This is a genomic window from Paenarthrobacter sp. NyZ202 (assembly GCF_049860755.1).
Lineage (GTDB): Bacteria > Actinomycetota > Actinomycetes > Actinomycetales > Micrococcaceae > Arthrobacter.
Genome location: NZ_CP187556.1, coordinates 1,026,378 through 1,044,831 on the forward strand (window position 1 = coordinate 1,026,378; position 18,454 = coordinate 1,044,831).

The 18,454-nt window shown below is 64.9% G+C and carries 17 protein-coding genes and 2 riboswitches; of the genes, 7 read left to right on the forward strand and 10 right to left on the reverse strand.

Annotated features, from left to right (window positions below; translation table 11 throughout):
- The first annotated feature begins 80 nt into the window (after positions 1 to 80).
- Entirely contained in the window at positions 81 to 1,160 is a 1,080-nt protein-coding gene (locus ACPFL9_RS04950) for an RNase H family protein (RefSeq protein WP_426006160.1), read from the forward strand.
- Positions 1,161 to 1,254: 94 nt separating this feature from the next.
- On the opposite strand, the gene ACPFL9_RS04955 is transcribed toward ACPFL9_RS04950, so the two are convergent.
- From ACPFL9_RS04955 to ACPFL9_RS04970, 4 genes are all read right to left on the reverse strand, one after another.
- A complete protein-coding gene (locus ACPFL9_RS04955; protein WP_426006161.1) occupies positions 1,255 to 1,545 on the reverse strand; it encodes a WXG100 family type VII secretion target in 291 nt (96 codons plus the stop codon).
- 105 nt (positions 1,546 to 1,650) lie between these two features.
- A complete protein-coding gene (locus ACPFL9_RS04960; protein ID WP_426006162.1) occupies positions 1,651 to 3,096 on the reverse strand; it encodes a sensor histidine kinase in 1,446 nt (481 codons plus the stop codon).
- Positions 3,097 to 3,098: 2 nt separating this feature from the next.
- Entirely contained in the window at positions 3,099 to 3,809 is a 711-nt protein-coding gene (locus ACPFL9_RS04965) for a response regulator transcription factor (protein WP_426006163.1), read from the reverse strand.
- Between the two features lie 80 nt (positions 3,810 to 3,889).
- Positions 3,890 to 4,540, reverse strand: a complete 651-nt coding sequence (locus tag ACPFL9_RS04970) for a LysE/ArgO family amino acid transporter (RefSeq protein WP_426006164.1) — start codon at positions 4,538 to 4,540, stop codon at positions 3,890 to 3,892.
- Positions 4,541 to 4,609: 69 nt separating this feature from the next.
- Between ACPFL9_RS04970 and ACPFL9_RS04975 the strand changes: the two genes are divergently transcribed.
- Both ACPFL9_RS04975 and ACPFL9_RS04980 read left to right on the forward strand, forming a co-directional pair.
- Positions 4,610 to 5,533, forward strand: a complete 924-nt coding sequence (locus ACPFL9_RS04975) for a LysR family transcriptional regulator ArgP (protein ID WP_426006165.1) — start codon at positions 4,610 to 4,612, stop codon at positions 5,531 to 5,533.
- A gap of 87 nt (positions 5,534 to 5,620) precedes the next feature.
- The gene (locus tag ACPFL9_RS04980; protein WP_426006166.1) at positions 5,621 to 5,863 is read left to right on the forward strand and encodes a hypothetical protein; all 243 of its coding nucleotides are present in this window, start codon (positions 5,621 to 5,623) and stop codon (positions 5,861 to 5,863) included.
- Between the two features lie 75 nt (positions 5,864 to 5,938).
- Here ACPFL9_RS04980 and ACPFL9_RS04985 read toward each other — a convergent pair whose 3' ends face one another.
- From ACPFL9_RS04985 to ACPFL9_RS05005, 5 genes are all read right to left on the reverse strand, one after another.
- Positions 5,939 to 8,185, reverse strand: a complete 2,247-nt coding sequence (locus tag ACPFL9_RS04985) for a multicopper oxidase family protein (RefSeq protein ID WP_426006167.1) — start codon at positions 8,183 to 8,185, stop codon at positions 5,939 to 5,941.
- An 11-nt stretch (positions 8,186 to 8,196) separates the two neighbouring features.
- On the reverse strand, positions 8,197 to 8,670 hold the full coding sequence (locus ACPFL9_RS04990; RefSeq protein ID WP_426006168.1) for a hypothetical protein: 474 nt from the start codon (positions 8,668 to 8,670) through the stop codon (positions 8,197 to 8,199).
- Between the two features lie 186 nt (positions 8,671 to 8,856).
- Positions 8,857 to 10,533: a DNA repair helicase XPB gene (locus ACPFL9_RS04995; RefSeq protein ID WP_426006169.1), complete on the reverse strand. Its 1,677-nt coding sequence runs from the start codon at positions 10,531 to 10,533 to the stop codon at positions 8,857 to 8,859.
- Between the two features lie 38 nt (positions 10,534 to 10,571).
- Complete coding sequence (locus tag ACPFL9_RS05000; protein ID WP_426006170.1) at positions 10,572 to 13,025, reverse strand: helicase-associated domain-containing protein; 2,454 nt, start codon at positions 13,023 to 13,025, stop codon at positions 10,572 to 10,574.
- 116 nt (positions 13,026 to 13,141) lie between these two features.
- Entirely contained in the window at positions 13,142 to 13,357 is a 216-nt protein-coding gene (locus ACPFL9_RS05005; RefSeq protein WP_426006171.1) for a hypothetical protein, read from the reverse strand.
- A gap of 262 nt (positions 13,358 to 13,619) precedes the next feature.
- Here ACPFL9_RS05005 and ACPFL9_RS05010 point away from each other — a divergent pair, with 262 nt between their 5' ends.
- Positions 13,620 to 14,003 carry a cold-shock protein gene (locus ACPFL9_RS05010; RefSeq protein ID WP_216926040.1) on the forward strand — a complete coding sequence of 128 codons (384 nt, stop codon included), beginning with the start codon at positions 13,620 to 13,622 and terminating at the stop codon, positions 14,001 to 14,003.
- Between the two features lie 7 nt (positions 14,004 to 14,010).
- Positions 14,011 to 14,658 carry a DUF3027 domain-containing protein gene (locus tag ACPFL9_RS05015; RefSeq protein WP_426006172.1) on the forward strand — a complete coding sequence of 216 codons (648 nt, stop codon included), beginning with the start codon at positions 14,011 to 14,013 and terminating at the stop codon, positions 14,656 to 14,658.
- Between the two features lie 79 nt (positions 14,659 to 14,737).
- On the opposite strand, the gene serC is transcribed toward ACPFL9_RS05015, so the two are convergent.
- Positions 14,738 to 15,868, reverse strand: a complete 1,131-nt coding sequence (gene serC / locus ACPFL9_RS05020) for a phosphoserine transaminase (protein ID WP_426006173.1) — start codon at positions 15,866 to 15,868, stop codon at positions 14,738 to 14,740.
- Positions 15,869 to 16,171: 303 nt separating this feature from the next.
- Between serC and ACPFL9_RS05025 the strand changes: the two genes are divergently transcribed.
- Both ACPFL9_RS05025 and ACPFL9_RS05030 read left to right on the forward strand, forming a co-directional pair.
- Complete coding sequence (locus tag ACPFL9_RS05025) at positions 16,172 to 16,867, forward strand: metal-dependent transcriptional regulator (RefSeq protein WP_426006174.1); 696 nt, start codon at positions 16,172 to 16,174, stop codon at positions 16,865 to 16,867.
- Between the two features lie 202 nt (positions 16,868 to 17,069).
- Positions 17,070 to 17,309, forward strand: a riboswitch (cyclic di-AMP (ydaO/yuaA leader).
- Between the two features lie 4 nt (positions 17,310 to 17,313).
- Entirely contained in the window at positions 17,314 to 18,144 is an 831-nt protein-coding gene (locus tag ACPFL9_RS05030; protein ID WP_426006175.1) for a M23 family metallopeptidase, read from the forward strand.
- A 146-nt stretch (positions 18,145 to 18,290) separates the two neighbouring features.
- A riboswitch (cyclic di-AMP (ydaO/yuaA leader) is annotated at positions 18,291 to 18,450 on the forward strand.
- Positions 18,451 to 18,454: the final 4 nt, after the last annotated feature.

The following is an 18,454-nucleotide window of genomic DNA, read 5'->3' on the forward strand; positions in this document are numbered from 1 at the left end:
GGCCCAAAACGGCATCTACTGCTACTTACTTGGGTGCTGGCGCGGTTTCAGTGTCCGTGGGGTCTGGCAGGATTAAACGCATGACGATTATTGCTGCCGCCGACGGTTCCGCCCTCGGCAACCCTGGGCCGGCCGGATGGGCCTGGTATGTTGACGATTCCTGTTGGCGCGCAGGGGGTTGGCCGCACGGCACCAACAACATGGGTGAGCTCATGGCAGTCCTCGACCTGTTCCGGTCGACGGCCCATATTCCACAGGAGGACCTGCGGATCCTGTGTGACAGTCAGTACGTCATCAACTGCATCACCAAATGGATGCCTGGATGGAAGCGCAAAGGCTGGCGAAAGGCCGATGGCAAGCCTGTACTTAACGTGGACCTGCTTAAGGACATCGACCAAGCCATCGCAGGGCGCAAGTACACCTTCGAATGGGTGAAGGGCCACGCAGGCCATGAACTCAACGAAGCCGCGGATGAGCGTGCCCGGGCTGTTGCTACGGCCTACCAGCAGGGCACCGCTGCCCCCAGCGGCCCGGGTTTCAGCGGTTCATTCCCGAAGACCGGCAATCCAGCTCTTACTGAGGCCGCCGGGAAGGCATCCAAGATCGCCCCCGGCGCGGCAGAGGCGGTGTCCAGCGGCGCACAGGTGCCCCTGGCAGCAAGTGCCGCCACGGGTACCGTCACGGAATCCCGCCCCGCGTCCGCCGCCCAGCCGCACCCTGAGCCTGCACTGTTCGGCGAGTCAGGATTCTTTGGCCAGCCGGACCTGTTCAGTGAGCTGGAGGATGAAGCGGCCGCCCGGGAGCTTCCCGCGGAGGAACTGGTGGTGGCACTGGAACGCGAGTTGCTTAGGCCGGATGTCCGCGCCGACATTGGACGCATAGGGGTCCTGCTGCATCCTGATTTTGCGGAGATCGGCAGCTCAGGACGCTTCTGGACCCGGGACGCGATGATGGTTGCCCTCGAGGAAGACCCGGGCGAACCTGTGGATTTGGAGCTGATCAGTGCAGACAGGCTCAGCGAGGACAGCATCCTGCTCAACTACAGAAGTTCCGGCCATTCCGGTGCTACCCCGACCGGCTCCTCGTTGCGCAGTTCCCTCTGGCTCCTGGACCGTGGCCAGTGGCGGCTGCGGTTCCATCAGGGAACCCTGGAAAGCTGAGTCCTGTCAGGTTGTCCTGAGGGCAGACCTGCGGGACCGGCCGCACAGGGGGAAGACGGCCGGCCCCGCAGGAGTTCATGGGTTGCAGGTGGTGCTAATACGCAAACCGCTGGGTATTGCCCTGTTCAACCTCGAGGTAGCTCGCGGCCGCTGAGGCCAGGGCCATATTGATGGACGCGAGCGAGGCCTCCACTTTGCTTTGCGTGAGGGACCACTCCAGGACGAGCGCCTGGAAGTTCGCAGCTGCCGAACCCTTCCACGTTGCCTGGAGTTCCTCCAACCCGTGCCTCATGGATTGTACGTCCGCGCTGATACGATCCACGGTGGCCTTGACGTTGGACGACTTGAGCTGGAGCAGCTCGGTGTCTACGGAGATAACGCTCATGGGCAGTGCCTTTCGACGAAGATGGTCCGCTGATGCGGAAGGAATGCGTGGGCCACATCAACGAGCCTAGGCACCACTCCATAACGGCAGAACCAGCTTTCGCCGCTATGTGGATAACAGCTCTGCCGGCTCTTCCCGGAAGGGGAGGCTGACCACCAGGGTGGCACCGCCGCCGTCGGTCTCTGTGACCCGTACGGTTCCGCCGTGGCTGCCCACGATGGCAGCCACGATCGCCAGGCCAAGCCCGCTTCCGCCGGTATCCCGTGTGCGGGAGGTATCGGCGCGGTAGAAGCGCTCAAAGATCTTGCTGGTTTCCGAATCAGGGATGCCGGCACCGTGATCGCGGATCTCGATCACGGATGCGGCGCCGTCCTGGGTGGTCCGCACCCCGACGGCAAGTTCGATGGGGCTGTCCTCCGGCGTGTAGCGCAGGGCGTTGCCCACCAGGTTTCCGATGACTTGGCGGAGCTTGGCTTCGTCGCCATGGACCGGTGCCGGTGCCGGGGATGAGCCGTCAAGGCCCACCAGCGTGATGGTCCGGGCGCCCGAGGTTGCCCGGGTGTCCACTACGGCATCGTGGGCTAATAGCTGCAGGTCCACCGGTTTGAGCTGCAAGGGCCTCTGTTCGTCCAGCCGGGCCAGCAACAGCAGGTCCTCCACCATGGAACCCATGCGCTTGGCTTCACTCTCGATGCGTCCCATCGCGGTTGAGATGTCCTCGGGGGTGGCCAGGGCGCCATGCCTGTACAGCTCGGAGAATCCCCGGATGGTCACCAGTGGAGTCCGGAGTTCGTGGGATGCATCGGCGGCAAAGCGCCGCATGCGCGCCTCGGAAGCTGCGCGTGCTGCGAAGGACGCCTCAATGTGGGCCAGCATGGCATTCAGGGAGCCGCCCAGGCGTCCGACTTCAGTGTTTGGATTATCGATTTCCACACGCCGGGACAGATCGCCGGCAGCAATGGCGGCAGCGGTCTTTTCCACCCGCGCCAAGGGCCGGAACGATCTGGCCACAGTCCAGGTGGCAATGAAGAAGGCTGCCACCAAAGTAAGGAGCCCCACGCCGACCACCACGAGGACGGCGTGTTCCATGACTTTGTCCACGGGCGTCAGCGGCAGGCCGATGATGACAACGCCGTTCTGGCCGTTGGCAACGACGCCCACTGCCACCACGCGCCAGTTGCTTCCGGTAGTACCGGCGACCTGGAACGGGGTGTTGCCGCGGGCCTTCGCTTCGGCGGGAGTGATAGTGGCGATCGCGGGGCGGTCGTTGGACCTTCCACCGAACGGGTAGGGATCCAGCCCGGGCACGTAGAGCGTGAGCGAGTAATCGGTGGGAACGGCGGGATTGGGCTCGGAGAGTTTGTCGAACGACTGCTGGTCCTGTGCCAGCGCCACTGCGGCCTTCAGTTTGTCGTCAACCTGGCCCTGCAGATAGCTCTTGACGAGCGTCAGGGTACCGGCTCCCGTTGCCGCCAGGGCGAGCAGGAGCAATCCCATGATGATGGCGACGAGTTGGGACCTCAGCGACGCCGATTTCCAGCGTTGCAGCAAGGTCAGCGCTTCTCTGCCGTCCGCAGCACGTAACCAACGCCACGCTTGGTCTGGATGAGGGCTGCGGCGTCTGGGTCAATGTCCACTTTGCGGCGCAGGTAGGAGATGTAGGACTCAACGATCGAGGCGTCGCCGTTGAAGTCGTATTCCCATACGTGATCCAGGATCTGTGCCTTGGACAGCACCCGGTTGGGGTTCAGCATGAGGTACCGCAGGAGTTTGAACTCGGTGGGCGAAAGCTCGATCACCGTTCCGCCCCTGCGGACCTCGTGGGCGTCGTCGTCCAGTTCAAGGTCGTCGACGCGGATGACGGCGTCGTCGTCTTCCAGTGGCTGGGTACGGCGGAGCACCGCGCGGATGCGGGCCACTACTTCATCCAGGCTGAACGGCTTGGTGACGTAGTCGTCGCCGCCGACGGTGAGGCCGGTGACTTTGTCTTCGGTGTCGTCCTTGGCCGTCAGGAAGAGGACGGGGAAGTGCTTCCCCGCTGCCCGGAGCCGGCGCGTGACCGTGAAGCCGTCCATGTCGGGAAGCATCACGTCCAGGACAGCGAGGTCGGGGGAGTGGGTGTCTGCTGCGGTCAGGGCTTCGCGGCCGTTGGACGCAGCCACGACCTCGAAGCCTGCGAACCGCAGGGAGGTGGAGAGAAGCTCGCGGATGTTGGGTTCGTCATCCACGACAAGGAGCTTGGCTTCGGGGCCGTTCTTTTTCATGACATCCATGATGCTCCCAGTTTCTGTGAGTTATCTGGATGCTGTATGTGAGGCGACTGCGTAATCGCCTGCCGGACGCCCTAACCGCCCAAGGCCAATCCGGCGCCAAGCGCAACCATGGTCACGGCGATGCCGCCGTCAAGGAACCGCCACGACCGCGGTTTGGCAAAGAATCCCCGCAGGAACCTGGCACCGAAGCCCAGCGAACAGAACCATAGGATGCTTCCGACCATGGCCCCTGCGCCGAACCACCATTGCAGCGGGCTGCCCTGCGCGTTCGCGAGCGAACCGAGCAGTGCAATGTCCAGGTACACGTGCGGGTTGAGCCACGTCAGCGCGAGGACCGTCCCGAGGGCCGCAGCAAGTCCGCGACGCGCTGACCCCGTGGCGGGTTTCCCGTCCTGTGCGGGGCCGCCTTCAGCGGTGAGGGCCTGCGGCCGCAATGCCCTCCGGGCCGCCATGAGGCCGTAGGTCACCAGGAACGCCGCGCCTACATAACGCAAAACCACGACGGCGGCAGGCGCTGCCGTTATCAGCGCACCTGTGCCGAAGACTCCGGCGGCGATAAGGACGGCATCGGACAGTGCGCAGGCGGCCACGATGGCTCCGACGTGTTGACCAAGGATCCCCTGGCGAAGGACGAAGGCGTTTTGTGCGCCAATGGCGACGATGAGGGCAAGGCCTGTGGCAAGGCCGAGGCCTGCTGCATGAAGGAGTTCCGGAGCTATCACGTTGTCAACGCTAGGCAGCACCTGCCCATTAGGCCAGCTAAAGAAACTTCAGCAACATAAGATATTCTTGTGCAACACTTTCCATCGGAACAGCTCCTGACGTTCGCCACCGTGATTGCGGAAGGCACTTTGGATGCCGCTGCCCGGCAGCTCCACGTCACGCCCTCGGCAGTCTCCCAGCGGCTCAAGGCCTTGGAACAGTCGGCGGGGCGGGTCCTGCTCCAGCGCAGCAACCCTGCCCGGCCCACGGAAGCGGGCGAGGTTGTGCTGCGGCTTGCCCACCACGTGGCGCAGTTGGAAGCCGATGCCGGAGCAGAACTGGGACTGGCCTCCGACGGTCCCCAACCCGCCCTGCCGATCGTGGTCAACGCAGATTCCCTCGCCGTATGGTTCCTCCAGGCCCTGGCCGAGGTACCCGAAGACCTTGGGGTGACCTTCGACCTCCACCGGGACGACGAACAGCACTCCACGGCGTTGTTGCGCTCGGGAACCGTCATGGCAGCTGTCACTGCGACGGCGGACCCCGTGCAGGGCTGCCGTGTGGAAAGCCTCGGTGTGATGCGTTACCGGGCTGTGGCGGCTCCCCGCTACATCCAGCGCTGGCTTCCTGGCTTTCCCGGCGGCCTGGACGGTGCCGTCCTCAACACAGTCCCGGCGGTGGATTTTGACCGCAAGGACACCTACCAGTGGGCCTTCGTATCTTCGTGGCCCACGGCACCCGGTGCAGGACGGATGGAGCGCCGGGGCCCGCGCCACTACGTGCCGGCTTCGCAGGACTTCGGTGATGCCATCCGGCTGGGCCTGGGCTGGGGACTCATTCCGGAGGTCCAATGCCGGCAGGACATCGACCATGGCCGGTTGATCGAGCTTGCCCCTGAACGTCCGTTTGACGTACCGCTTTACTGGCAGCGATGGAAGACGAAATCAGTGGTGCTTGATGTGCTGAGCCAGACTGTCCGGAAGGTGTCCGGCCGGTATCTTCGCAAGGCCTGAAGGGGCCAGGCGGGTAAATCCCGCCAAATTTTGAACACGCCCACGGATGCTTCAAAAAATGTCAGTGCTCCCATCCACACTGAAGACATGGCACAGCAAACAGTTCCCAACAACAAAGCATCAAAGAACGCACCGACCACACCGGCTGGTTCGGAAGCCTACGAGTACCACGTGTGCTATTTCGACTGCCACTCCCGCCTCACGCGGGTGGAGGAGTTCGCAGACAAGGCCTCCGCCGAACGCTTCGCCAACCTCCAGCTCCATGACGATGAGTGCTGGGCAGTGGTTGAGGAAGTAGCCGTCCAGGGGCACCTTCGCCTGGTCGCCTGACGGCCGTCGCCTGACGGCCGCCTGCGCGCTGATCGGTGACCAGCCCAAGATGCGGTTGCCGCAGCGATCGGCTGCCTACTCGGGGCGGTTGTTCGCGTGCCCACCGTGCACGAACGGCGACGACACTCCCTCGTACTTGAGCAGCATCATCATGCCTTCTGCGGCGTGCTCCAGGTTGTGGCAGTGGTCCATCCAGATGCCGGGATTGTTGGCCTCCAGGAGTAGTTCCCAAACCTCGCCGGGCTGGACATCCACAGTGTCCAGATGAAGCGCCGAACCGGTGGGAGCTTGGCCATTCCTGCTGAGGACGCGCACGTGGTGGCCATGGGGGTGCATGGGATGGGGTTCGGCGGTCCTGTTGACCACCGTGACCTTGACGGTGTCGCCCATGGCCACTTCCATGGCAGGCACCAGGGGATAGGCAGCACCGTTGACAGTGAAGGCGTACCGCGGCACGCCGTCCACGAACCGGAACTGACGGTCCAGCACCACGACTTCCTCCCGGGTGATATCCGGAATGGTCTTGGCGTCCGCCGCAGGGACTCCGTAATGGAGTAGGTCCAGCACGGGAGTCGTGGAAAACACCGAGGCCGGAATCGCCTCAGCCGGCTGCCCCGCGGCCGGCTGACCGGGAGGACTGCCGGCCGGCTCCCCGGGAGGACTGCCGGCGGGAGGCCCTGGTGAAACGACGACGGCGGCGCTGGCCGCAGAGTCCGAACGGATGGTCACCGCGGCAGCGGGCATCGTGAAGTCGATGTCGATCCTGCCACCGGCGCCGATACGCAGGAGCTTGCCTGAGACGTCTGGTGGCTGGTTCACGGCAGTACCATCGACCGCCGAAACCTTGAACGCAGTGCCCTCCAACAGGTATCGCTGCGGCAGGGAGTCGGTGTTGATGAGGCGGACCCGGACGGTGGAGCCCGGCACCGCCCCATGTTCGCTGGTACGGTCTGAGGAGCCCAGCATCCCCAGACCGTCGAGGTCGTGTCCGGCCACCACTATGTCCTTGTCTGCGCGCGGCAAGGTCGGGTCGTGCACGACGAACGTGCCATAGAGCCCTTTGCGGACTCCCTCGGCTGAATCCTGGTGCGTGTGATACCAGTACGTACCCGGTTGTGCGGCCACGAAACGGTATGTCATCGATTTTCCCGGAGCCACAGCGTCCTGCGTTGCCCCGGCTACGCCGTCCATGGCATTGGGAACGTCGTAGCCGTGCCAGTGAAGCGTCACTCCGGCAGCGACGTCGCGGTTCTTGAGTTCGACTTCCATGACGTCGCCGAGGTCTGCTTCCAGGGCAGGGCCCGGCAGGCTTCCGAACGTCCACGCTTCGGTGGATTGCCCGGATGGCAAGGTGACTGTTTCCGTCCGGGCGGTGACCTCGTAACGGCGGACCACGGCGTCAGTGGGCGCGTTGCCCAGGAGGGCGGTCACCGGCGTGGGACCAACGACGGTCGGTGCCGTCCCGCCGTCGTGATGTCCCACGGCTGCCGCGATCACGGCGCCATCGGCCGAGCGGCTGCCAAGCCACGCGAAGACACCGGACCCCAGGAGGGTGCAGGCCATCAGTCCTGCCAGGGCTGCAGCGGGCTTGGGGCGGCCACGCCGCCCAAATCCACCCCACCCCAGTCCACGCCGCGCCCCAACAGGTCGCCCAGCGGATGGGTTGGCCGCAAGGCCCGTGTTCTTCTTCCGGGATGTGCCACTGAAGAGGGCAAGCCGCACCAGCAGAACCACCCCTGCGGTCAGCAGCAGCAGTACGACCACCGTCCATGGAGCCGGGAACGGGCCCAGCACCAGGATCACAGCCAGGGAAGCCAGGGCAGAAGCGGCCGCCGCTGTCAGCGAGAGGACTGCTGCTTCCTTTCCCGGGGTGCCGTCGATGGCAGGTGGGGCGGCGCCTTCGTGAGAGTCCGAGCCGGTGTTCCGTCTCCTCAGCAAGTACGGAACACCGGCCATCGCGGCCCAAGCCGCGGGAAGGGCGGTCAGGGGCAGGCTGACGGTGATGCGCTCGTTCGCAAACCACCAGCCGCCCGCCGCCAAGGCGGGAAGCAGGGCATACCGGGCCGTCGTGGCAATCACGGCGGCGGCAGTCAGCAGCAGGGCAATGTCCACCGGCCGGTTCGCCGCCGTCGGCGCGGCCCCCACTGCCGGCCCGGCCGTCACCGGCCGGTTCCCCACCGTCGGCCCATCGTCCGCCGCAAGGGGCAGGCGGGGGCGTCGTGGTGAGGTGGCAGAGACCGTCTGCCAAGCAGCGGCTGTCCAGGTGGCGGCAGCCGCGACCGCCAGCACCAGGTCAGCTGCCAGCAACTGCGCGGTGTTCACTGCCGCGCAGGTCAGGAAGCAGCGGACGATGCCGAAGCATCAGGTGACGTGGTCCTCGGCGGCAGTGGTTGCGGGTTGAGCGCAGCGGCTCGTGCCCGGTTGAACAGCCAGTAGGACATGAAGATGATCAGCAATCCGGAGACTGGGTGGATTGCTGCCACCCAGGAGCCTGACGGCGTAATGAAATCTTCGGAGGAACCGGTGAGCATTCCGCCGATGATGAAGATGAACAACTGGAACCAGGTCAGCAGGAAGATCCCGGCAGCAAGCCAGATGGTCCTGGAACCCAGCCGGGCGATCGCGGCAACGATGACCGCCAGCAGGGCCGTATAGCGCAGCACATACTGGCCGTTCACCACGTGGTAGACCCCGGCTTCACGCTGGGCTTCGATGGTGTTTTGGAAGTGGAAGTATCCGGCAAACAACAGTTGGGCAAGTGATGACAACAAGATGATGGCCGCAAGGACCAGGAGGGTCTTACGCATGGGGAATCCTCTGGCAATGACTTCACAGATTCTTCAAGGCCTTGAATCGCCGGCACCCTGGCTGCGGGCTACCCCCACTGCCGACGACTGGCCGCCGGGCTGCCTGGACCAGGGGCAGCCCATTCGGGCGGAGAGCTACATTCCGAATCGTAAAGTTGCTGGAGATTGTTGGCAAGGGGAAGCGCGTTATTCATCCGTTCCTGTATCGCGCCCGGTCCCTACGTCGTTGCCGATGTCCTTGGCATCCATGATCCGGTAGGCGTAGCCCTGTTCGGCCAGGAAGCGCTGGCGTTTCGCGGCAAATTCCTGGTCCAGGGTGTCACGGGCCACCAAGGAGTAGAACCGCGCGGCACGGCCGTCCTTCTTGGGACGCAGGAGCCGGCCAAGTCTCTGGGCTTCTTCCTGGCGGGATCCGAACGAACCGGATACCTGGATGGCGACCGAGGCCTCGGGAAGGTCGATCGAGAAGTTGGCCACCTTGGAAACCACCAGGGTCTGGATCTCTCCGGCACGGAAAGCATCGAAGAGTTTCTGCCGCGCCTTGACGCTGGTCTCGCCCTTGATCAGCGGTGCGTCCAGCCGTTCGGCGATCTCGTCCAACTGGTCGATGTACTGCCCGATCACCAGCAGCTGTTCCCCACGGTGGGCTTCCACGATCCGTTCCACCAGGCCGGTCTTGGTTTCGGACGTGGCGCAGAGCCGGTATTTGTCCGCATCATCGGCCATCGCGTAGGCAACGCGTTCATCCCGGGGGAGGTCCACCCGCACTTCCACGCAGTCGGCAGGGGCGATGTAACCCTGGGATTCGATGTCCTTCCACGGTGCGTCGTAGCGTTTGGGGCCGATCAGGCTGAATACCTCGCCTTCCCGCCCGTCCTCGCGGACAAGCGTCGCGGTGAGGCCCAGCCTGCGCCGGGCCTGCAGATCCGCTGTCATGCGGAAGATGGGGGCGGGGAGCAAATGGACTTCGTCATAGATGATCAGGCCCCAGTCGTGGCCGTCCACCAGTTCCAGGTGGGGGTAAAGGCCGCCACGCTTGGTAGTGAGTACCTGGTACGTGGCGATGGTAACGGGCCGGACTTCCTTGACAGCCCCTGAGTATTCGCCGATCTCGTCCTCCGTGAGGGACGTGCGCTTGAGGAGTTCATCCTTCCATTGGCGCGCCGACACGGTGTTGGTTACCAGGATGAGCGTGGTAGTGGAGGACGTCGCCATGGCTGCGGCGCCCACCAGTGTCTTGCCCGCCCCGCAGGGAAGGACGACGACGCCGCTGCCGCCGGCCCAGAAGTTTTCCGTGGCCACCTTCTGGTAGGGCCGCAGCTGCCAACCGGACTCGTCCAGCATGATCAGGTGCGGCTGCCCGTCCACGTAGCCGGCCAGGTCCTCGGCGGGCCAACCGAGCTTTAACAGCAGCTGCTTCAACTGGCCGCGCTGGGAGGAGTGCACCACCACGGTTTCGCCGTCGATACGGGGTCCCAGCAGCGGCGCGATCTTTTTGGCCCGGATCACTTCCTCCAGCACCGGGTAGTCATCCGTGCGCATCACCAACCCATGCTGGGGGTCCTTTTCCAGGCGCAGCCGGCCATAGCGGGACATGGTCTCTTCGATGTCGATGAGCAAAGCATGCGGAACCGGGAACCGTGAATACTTCAGCAGCGTGTCCAGGACCTGCTCGGCATCGATGCCTGCCGCCCGCGCGTTCCATAGGCCCAGGGGCGTGAGCCGGTAGCTGTGCATGTGTTCGGGCGCGCGTTCGAGCTCCGCGAAGGCCGCAATGGCGTGCCGCGCTTCGGTGGCAAGCTCATGGTCGACTTCCAGCAGGATGGTTTTGTCGCTCTGTACGATCAGCGGACCGTCGGTCACTCTTGGTTCCTCACTATCCCGGCATCCCGGGAGCGCTGTTAGGTGTGCAGGTCTCCTGCGGGTTCAACATCAATGATCCGGTGGATGGACAGTACCCGCTCGGTGTCCTTGCCCGGGTCGAAGACCCTGACGCGCCCACCGGAGACGGAAACAGGAACAACTGTCTCCGTGTTGGCATTCCCCAAGCTGTCCACCACGTTCATGGTGACGGCCTGTTTGAGTCGGATCGCCTTCCGCAGGGTCTCCAGGCCCAGTTGGGTGGACGCTTCGCCCGTTCCGTCAGCCGGGACCCCGCGATGTTGCCGCAGGACCGACAACTGCGCTTCGACGTCGTCATCCGGCGGAGCCGTCCGCGGAGCAGTGTAGACCGGGCGGCCGCTGCCTGGCACCGCGGTGGTCCGCTTGAAGCGCACGACGGCGGGTTCGGCCTCCTGCACGGCAGGTGACAGTCCCAGCTCGCGGAGGACGCGGGCGGTTTCGCGGGGGCTGGCCGAGGACGTCAGCACGGTCGGGGCAATGCGCACCAGGCTGAGGACTGACGTCCGGGCCTCAAGCAGCAGTTCGGCGATCGCGGACTCGTCATCGCTCTGGATGAAACTGGCGCTGCTGCCGATCCGCAGCCGGCCGTGGCGTGAGGCAGTGTCCTGCACGAGGTACGCCAGCGGCTGGGGCACCTCGGTGGCCGAGTGCTCGCGAAGGAACGTTAACAGCGATTCGGCGTCCTGGCCGGCGTCGAGCGCCCTGCGGATGGATCCGGCAGAGAAACGGTAGATGGATGCCGGACCCTGCCCTTCAGCGTCAGCCATCAGCAGCAGGGTTTCACTGAGCTCGGGCGCGAGGTAGCCCGGCGCCACTGCGGTGAGGTCCGCTTGCAGCAGGATGTGGTTCACGGCAGCGGGGAGGTGCTCGCCGAGGATCGCAAGGGCTTCCTCGGGCTGGCCGTTGGCGATTGCCGACCCGGGCTGGGTGAAGGCCCCTGACCCCATCAGGCCCAGCAGCGCCGCTTCCTCGAGAATGCCGCGCACCAGCGAACTGAAACGCCGTGACATCCTCGGCTGCGCCCACTCGGCCCGTTGAAGAACTGCCCGGGCGTCCAGAACGGGTGCCTTCCCGTCGGGGGCCGCCGCTTCCACCGTGAGTTCGTTGAGGATCTCCAGTACCCTGCGGCGGACCACCGGTGCATCCGGCCGTTGGGCCTCAGCGGACAGGGCATTGATGGTGGTGGCGGCCGACCCCTGGTGTCCTCCCGAGCCCCCGATTGGCTGGCCGACCATGGACGGGGCGCGCTCGCTGGCCAGCCAGGCGTTCACCAGCCACAGCCACTGCTCCTGGCGGGACAGCGCCAGCCATTCGAGCGATGGCGGCTGCACCCACGTGGAGCTGTCCACATCCAGCCGTAACAGGCCGGCCAGGGCACAGAATTCCAGCAGGATGGCGCTCTCGTGAACCCCGCAGCGGATGGATTCGGCGAGCCTGCGCAGTTCCCGCACCCCCACGCCGCCGCTGCGCAGCGTGGCCAAGGGCTGCTCCCGGACGGCAAACAGGATCTCGCCGGTCAACCGCAAGGTCTCGGCAATCGCGCCGAGCGCAGCGTTCCGCCGCAGGGCCGCACTGGTGTGCCCGAGCTCGGGGACCGGTGGAGTCAAGGTGAAGTCGTTCACGATCGCGCCGCCCCGGAGGGCAAGCCCCACGCTGTGGGGCAACTCAACGTGGCCGGCATCCAACGGGACCAGCAGACCGCGGGCCAGCAGCCAGTCAACGGGTCCGACGTCGGCACTTTCGTGGGTCACGGAGGCCCGCCGTTGCGCTTGGGGAACCGCGCCCATGGCCCAGCTGCCGAACTTTTCCAGGAGGCCGGCCGTCCGCTCCGGAGCTGTGGACAGGATGGCGTGCACGCTTTCAGGCGTCGATGTCCACCGCTGCAGGGAAAGGGCCGCATCCATAGGCGTGCTGGCCGGCTGGATCCCCAGGCCGTGCTGGTGGAGTTCGCCCACCAACTGGACCGCCCGCTGTGCAAAGGCCGGTTGGAGCCGGACCAGTTCGGTATAACTGCGGCCCAAACCGGCCGGGTAGATACCGATCACGTCCTTCAGGCTGCCGACAGGAAGGTAGAAACGCTGGCGCGGGTTGCCGTTCGATCCGGCGGGCGGGTCGGCCCGGTGAACCAGGGCTAGTTCCTGCAGCTTCAGCAGGATGGGTTCGAGCGCCGAGAGCGTGGACCCGGCGATGACTTTCTTCAGCCCGGCTGCCGGGACGCTGTGCCCCGTGTCGGTGTTGGTGCACAGGTGCAGCGCCTCGAGGACCTGCATCTCGGGTTTGGTGAGCCGCTCCAGGGCGCGCTGGACGCTGACCCGGGCGCTGGCCCGGGCAGCCAGGGCGGCGAAATCAGGTGCCATGGGGGTGATGAGGTCCGGCCGCGCGGCAAACAGAGCCCGCAGCGAATTGTCGCTGCGCGCTTCCAGTTCCTTGCTGAGCGCGCGAATGAGGGACATCAATCCAACGTTACCGCCATGGGGCCGGTCCTGCCTGTCCTGTGGCTACTGGTCGCAGCCGCCCGGCACGGGACTGGTTACGAACTGTCCGGCCCGTGTCCGGCAGACAGCGGAACTTAGTGGCGGCGGCGTTGGCGGACGGCGTCCACCAGGATCACTGCTGCCAGCATGAACGCAACCGGAAGGCCGTACAGGGCCGTTGACATGATCCAGGCGGGAGCCTGCCCGCCGCTGGACGCAATGGCCATCACGGCTCCGACAGCGGCCATGGAAAGCACTGCCACCACGGCGGCAATGATCGTCAAAGGGCGGCGGTAACCCGGGGAAGTCATACCCCAACGCTAGCAGCAGCGGCCACTTCACACGCCCCGTCAGCGCAGCATCCCGCGCCTACTGTGACGCCGGCATGACGGTGGCCCGGCCGGGACAGGCGGCGTTCGGGCACGGGGAAGCGGGAATAGGGGGCCAGGCAGGATAACCTTGAAGGAACAGACCAACACGGACCGAGCCGTCACTCCTGATCCCGCAGAACCCTGTGGATGCGGTGGTGGCTGGGCGTGTCTCCGCATTGCAAGAACGAAGAAGGTTGATTAGGTGCCCACCGGCAAGGTCAAGTGGTATGACAAGGAAAAAGGCTTCGGATTCCTCGCGGCCGAAGACGGCCAGGAAGTTTTCCTGCCCAAGACGTCCCTGCCCGCAGGCGTCACCGAGCTGAAAGCCGGTACGCGTGTGGAGTTCGGCGTGGCTGACGGACGCCGCGGCGCGCAGGCCCTGGGCCTGCGTGTCCTGGACAAGACTCCTTCCATTGCCAAGGCAAAGCGCATGAACGCCAAGGATCTGGCACCCCTGGTGCAGGATCTTGTGACGGTCCTGGACAACCTGTCCGGTACGTTGTCCTCCGGCAAGTACCCCGAAGGCAACAAGGCAAAGGCCATCGGCATGGCATTGCGCAAGGTTGCCGACGAGCTGGAAGCCTAGGAACGCCATGACATCGGAATCCGCGCAGGACACGACGTCCGGAGAGGACGTCCAGGCCACCGCCGTGGACGCCGCTGCCGACGGCCAGGCTCCTGGGACCGTGACGGCTCCCGGAAACGGGGCAGCCGCCGGGCGGAGGCCGGCCGCGGCCAAGCCGCGCGCAGGCGTACCGGTGTGGCGCACAGGCAAGCCGGACGCCTTCCTGGCTGCCGCCGTCGGGGTTGCCCGGGAGGCAGTGCAGACCATCGCAAAGCCGGCTGAGATCGGTGAGCATCTGGGAGCAAAGTCCGAAGGTGAACGCGTGGTGACCCACCTCTTCGAATCAAGGCTTCCCGGTTATGGGGGTTGGCAGTGGTTCGCAGTGGTGACCCGCAATTCGCGTTCCAAGGTTGTGACCGTCAGCGAACTCGGTCTCCTGCCCTCCGACGACTCCATCCTGGCGCCGGAGTGGGTGCCCTGGGCCAAACGGGTCCGGCCCGAAGATGAAACGCCGCTGGTGGAGGAGTCCACCGACGAAATCTCCGAGGAGTCGGTCCAGGCAGCCGAGGACGAGGCGGTCCAGGCTGAGTCGGACGAAGACGACGACGACGAGTCCGACGAGCCGGACACGGCATTTGAGGACGTTGAAGCCGCGCCGCAAGGCCAGCAAAACTGACGCTCAGCAAACCTGACGCCCATAAACACAAAAGCGGCGCTGGCCGGGAGATCCTGGCCAGCGCCGCTTTTGTGTGCTCTTACTTCTTCAGTTCCCCGACCACGTAGTCGATGCTCGCCAGCAGGGCGGAAACGTCGTCCGGCTCGATCGCAACAAAGGTGGCAATCCGGAGTTGGTTGCGGCCAAGCTTGCGGTAAGGCTCGGTGTCGACGATTCCGTTGGCGCGCAGCACCTTGGCGATGGCAGCGGCATCGATCGAATCGTCGAAGTCGATGGTTGCAATGACATTTGAGCGTTCCTCGGCGTTGGCGACGAACGGCGTGGCGTATTCGGAGGCTTCGGCCCAGGAGTACACGCGGCTGGCGGAATCGGCCGTGCGCTTGCTGGCAAAGTCCAGGCCGCCGTTGCTGTTGAGCCACTGGACCTGCGCGTCCAAGGTGACCAAGGTGGTCAGGGACGGAGTGTTGTACGTCTGGTTCAGCTTGGAGTTGTCGATGGCCGTCTGGAGATCCAGGAAGTCGGGAATCCAACGGCCGCCGGCCTTGATGCGGGCTGCCCGCTCCAGGGCAGCGGGGGAGAAGAGGCCCAGCCACAGGCCGCCATCCGAGGCAAAGTTCTTCTGGGGTGCGAAGTAGTAGACATCCGACTCCGCAACATCAACGTCGAGGCCGCCGGCAGCGGAGGTGGCATCCACCAGCACCAGTGAGCCCTCATCGGCGCCGTCCACGCGCTTGACCGTCGCGGCAACGCCCGTGGAGGTCTCGTTCTGTGGCCAGGCATAGACGTCCACGCCGGCCTCTGCCCTGGGCGCGGGACGCGTTCCGGGCTCGGACTTGATGATGGAGGACTCGTCCAGGAACGGGGCCTTGTTGGTGGCCGAAGCGAACTTGGAACCGAATTCGCCGAAGGAGAGGTGCTGGGCCTTCTTCTCCACCAGGCCGAACGCAGCAACATCCCAGAACGCAGTGGATCCGCCCACACCCAGGACAACCTCGTAGCCCTCGGGCGCGCGGAAGAACTGGCTGAGGCCCTCGCGGACCGAGCCCACAAGGTTCTTGACCGGAGCCTGGCGGTGGGAGGTGCCGAGGATGTTCTTCGCTGCAGCGGACAAGGCTTCTATTTGTTCCGGGCGGACCTTGGACGGTCCTGCACCGAAGCGGCCGTCCTTGGGCAGCAGGTCGGCGGGAATGGTGATGCTGTTGTCGCTCACGGTGGCTCCAATGTGTTTCGGTCAAAGATGGGGAGGTGGCAGGTGGCATCAGCTGCCCCTTCGACTCCCCAATTCTGCCTGACGGGGAGGGCGGGCACTAACCTCCGGTTGTCATAGTCCGCCACGTGGAACGGCGCCGGCTCCGAAGGCCCCGGTCGCAGAGTGAAATTATCAAGAGTAATTCCAAATAAGCTAGGCTAAGGTTTGGCGTTCCTGAGCCGGAGGTTGTGCACCGACGGACTTGCCCGGGACGCGGTACGGTGGAGATTACGCAAGAACTGCGTTCGAGGAGAGCTGAGCTGGATGACGGATCTGATCGATACCACTGAGATGTATCTTCGGACCATTTTGGAGCTTGAAGAGGAGAACATTGTTGCTCTTCGCGCACGCATCGCCGAACGCCTCCGCCACTCAGGCCCCACGGTTTCCCAGACCATTGGCCGCATGGAGCGCGACGGCCTGGTGGTTGTTTCCAATGACCGCCACCTGGAACTGACGGAGGTCGGCCGCAAGCGCGCCACCGAGGTCATGCGCAAGCACCGCCTGGCTGAACGCCTCCTTGCCGACGTGATCGGCCTGGACTGGGCCTACGTCCACGATGAAGCATGCCGGTGGGAGCACGTCATGAGCGAGCGGGTGGAGCGCAGGCTCTACGAACTCCTGGAACACCCCACTGAATCTCCGTACGGCAACCCGATTCCCGGCCTGGAAGCACTGGGCGGGTTGGGTGGCCAGCCGCTGGAACGCGGTGATGTCAACCTCCTGCAGGCCATGGACGGATACGCTTCGGACTCCCGTGTCGTGGTGAGTCGCCTGGCCGAGCCCATCCAGGTGGAGCCCGAGCTCCTGACCCAGCTTGACGAGGGCGGCATCCGCCCTGGCGCTGCCGTCTCGCTCGAACGCGTGGGTGAATACATCTCGGTCCGCGTACCCGGTATCGAAGGCGCCTTGGAGCTGCCGCCGGAAGTCGCAGCGCACGTCTTCGTCGCCGTCAACTGAACTCATGCCCGGGGCGCCGTCCGGTGCGTCCGGCGGGGTGGCGGATCTCACCTTTGGGATCAGCGCCAGCGTGTGACCTGCACTTTTCCGCAGGAAGTGGTATGGGCTCGCTCCGCCACGCCCCGTTTCTGTAGATAACGAATTTATTACTGCGGGCTTTAATCCCCTATAGTTATCTACTAGCGCTGATACCAAAGCGTTACCTGATCTGGAGCCGAACTCTGCCAGCAGATCAGGTGTGCCATCCACCACTGGCAGAGGCGGGGGAACCACAAGCGGCTGTCTAAAGAAGCAGCCTTGGGGTGAAGCCCGCAGCAGAAGTGCCTACTGACGCAAGTCCCTCCTGGGATACCTGTGTGCCGTGTGCGCTTTGTGCGGGCCGGGTCTGAACTCTCTGATCCGAATCCGACAGCTAACTTCGCAGGCTTTTCAGAGAGGAACAGAGTTTGACATCGCAGAACGCCAGGGGCCGCCGACGCGCGACCGGCCCCGCTACTGAGCTGCGGCCAGCCCGCGTCGTAACGGAGATCCGGCCCCGCGACACCCAGCGTCAGGTGCGCCGCCGTAAGAGCCCGTTGCGCCAGGTTGCCGACTTCGCCGCAGCCAGTGGCGTCGGGCAGAAAGCCGGTGTAGCGCTTGCCGCCACCGGCCTTGCCCTGACTGTCGGTCTGCCGGCCACCAGCCCGGTGATGGCCACCTCCGAGTCGGGCCAGACCGAGGCCGCGCTGACAGTCGCGGGCGGCAGCCAGCCCGAGGTTTCCGCGGAAGCGTCGGCCAAGATCGATTTCAGCCGCGCAGCCGTTGCTACTGCGGCGGATCCTGACGGAAAGCTCAAGCAGCTCCTGAGTGCACAGTCGGCCGAGAGCATCCAGCGTGCCTCATCCGTCGGCAGCCTGGGCAGCCCGCTGGACACGCTCAGCACGGCTTCTCCGTTCGGCTACCGCATCAGCCCGCTCACGGGCGGCGCCGGCGACTTCCACCGCGGGCAGGACTTTGTGGCCCAGTGCGGCACCGCTGTCCATGCGGCAGCAGCCGGCAAGGTCACGTTCGCCGGATGGCACGAGTACGGTGGAGGCAACCGCGTGGTGGTAGACCACGGCAACGGCCTCGAGACCACGTACAACCACTTGTCGTCGTTCAGCGTGAAGGTCGGCCAGACCGTCAGCCGCGGAGACACTGTTGCCCTGAGCGGCACCACCGGCGCCTCCACCGGCTGCCACCTCCACTTCGAGGTCCAGGTCAACGGCGAAGTCGTTGACCCCATGGGTTGGCTCTGAGCCAGAGCTGATGGTCGTCTCTCGCATTTGTGACACGCCCCGTGATCTGAATGTGACATTGAAGCACTTCTGTTGTACCGTCTAAATCGCATCGGCTTCCAGGGAGCCGATGCACTTGGGTGGATTGCCTAGCTCTGCCACCATCCAGGGTCCGTTCGCAAAATTCGTCTGGCAGGGGCGGGGGAACCACTTCCGGCCTTTTTTGAAGGCCTAGGGGTTAAGTCGCAAAGCTTCCTTGAAGCGGAGCGGCCGGATGACTCCCATCCGAATCCGACAGCTCACCTCGCAGGCATTGGGAGAGGCTACCTTC

Coding starts and splice junctions, on each gene's coding strand:
- ACPFL9_RS04950 (WP_426006160.1), top strand. CDS start 81: ATGACGATTATTGCTGCCGCCGACGGTTCCGCCCTCGGCAACCCTGGG.
- ACPFL9_RS04965 (WP_426006163.1), bottom strand. CDS start 3,809: ATGAAAAAGAACGGCCCCGAAGCCAAGCTCCTTGTCGTGGATGACGAA.
- ACPFL9_RS04990 (WP_426006168.1), bottom strand. CDS start 8,670: ATGCGTAAGACCCTCCTGGTCCTTGCGGCCATCATCTTGTTGTCATCA.
- ACPFL9_RS04980 (WP_426006166.1), top strand. CDS start 5,621: ATGGCACAGCAAACAGTTCCCAACAACAAAGCATCAAAGAACGCACCG.
- ACPFL9_RS04955 (WP_426006161.1), bottom strand. CDS start 1,545: ATGAGCGTTATCTCCGTAGACACCGAGCTGCTCCAGCTCAAGTCGTCC.
- ACPFL9_RS05005 (WP_426006171.1), bottom strand. CDS start 13,357: ATGACTTCCCCGGGTTACCGCCGCCCTTTGACGATCATTGCCGCCGTG.
- ACPFL9_RS05000 (WP_426006170.1), bottom strand. CDS start 13,025: ATGTCCCTCATTCGCGCGCTCAGCAAGGAACTGGAAGCGCGCAGCGAC.
- ACPFL9_RS05025 (WP_426006174.1), top strand. CDS start 16,172: ATGACGGATCTGATCGATACCACTGAGATGTATCTTCGGACCATTTTG.
- ACPFL9_RS05015 (WP_426006172.1), top strand. CDS start 14,011: ATGACATCGGAATCCGCGCAGGACACGACGTCCGGAGAGGACGTCCAG.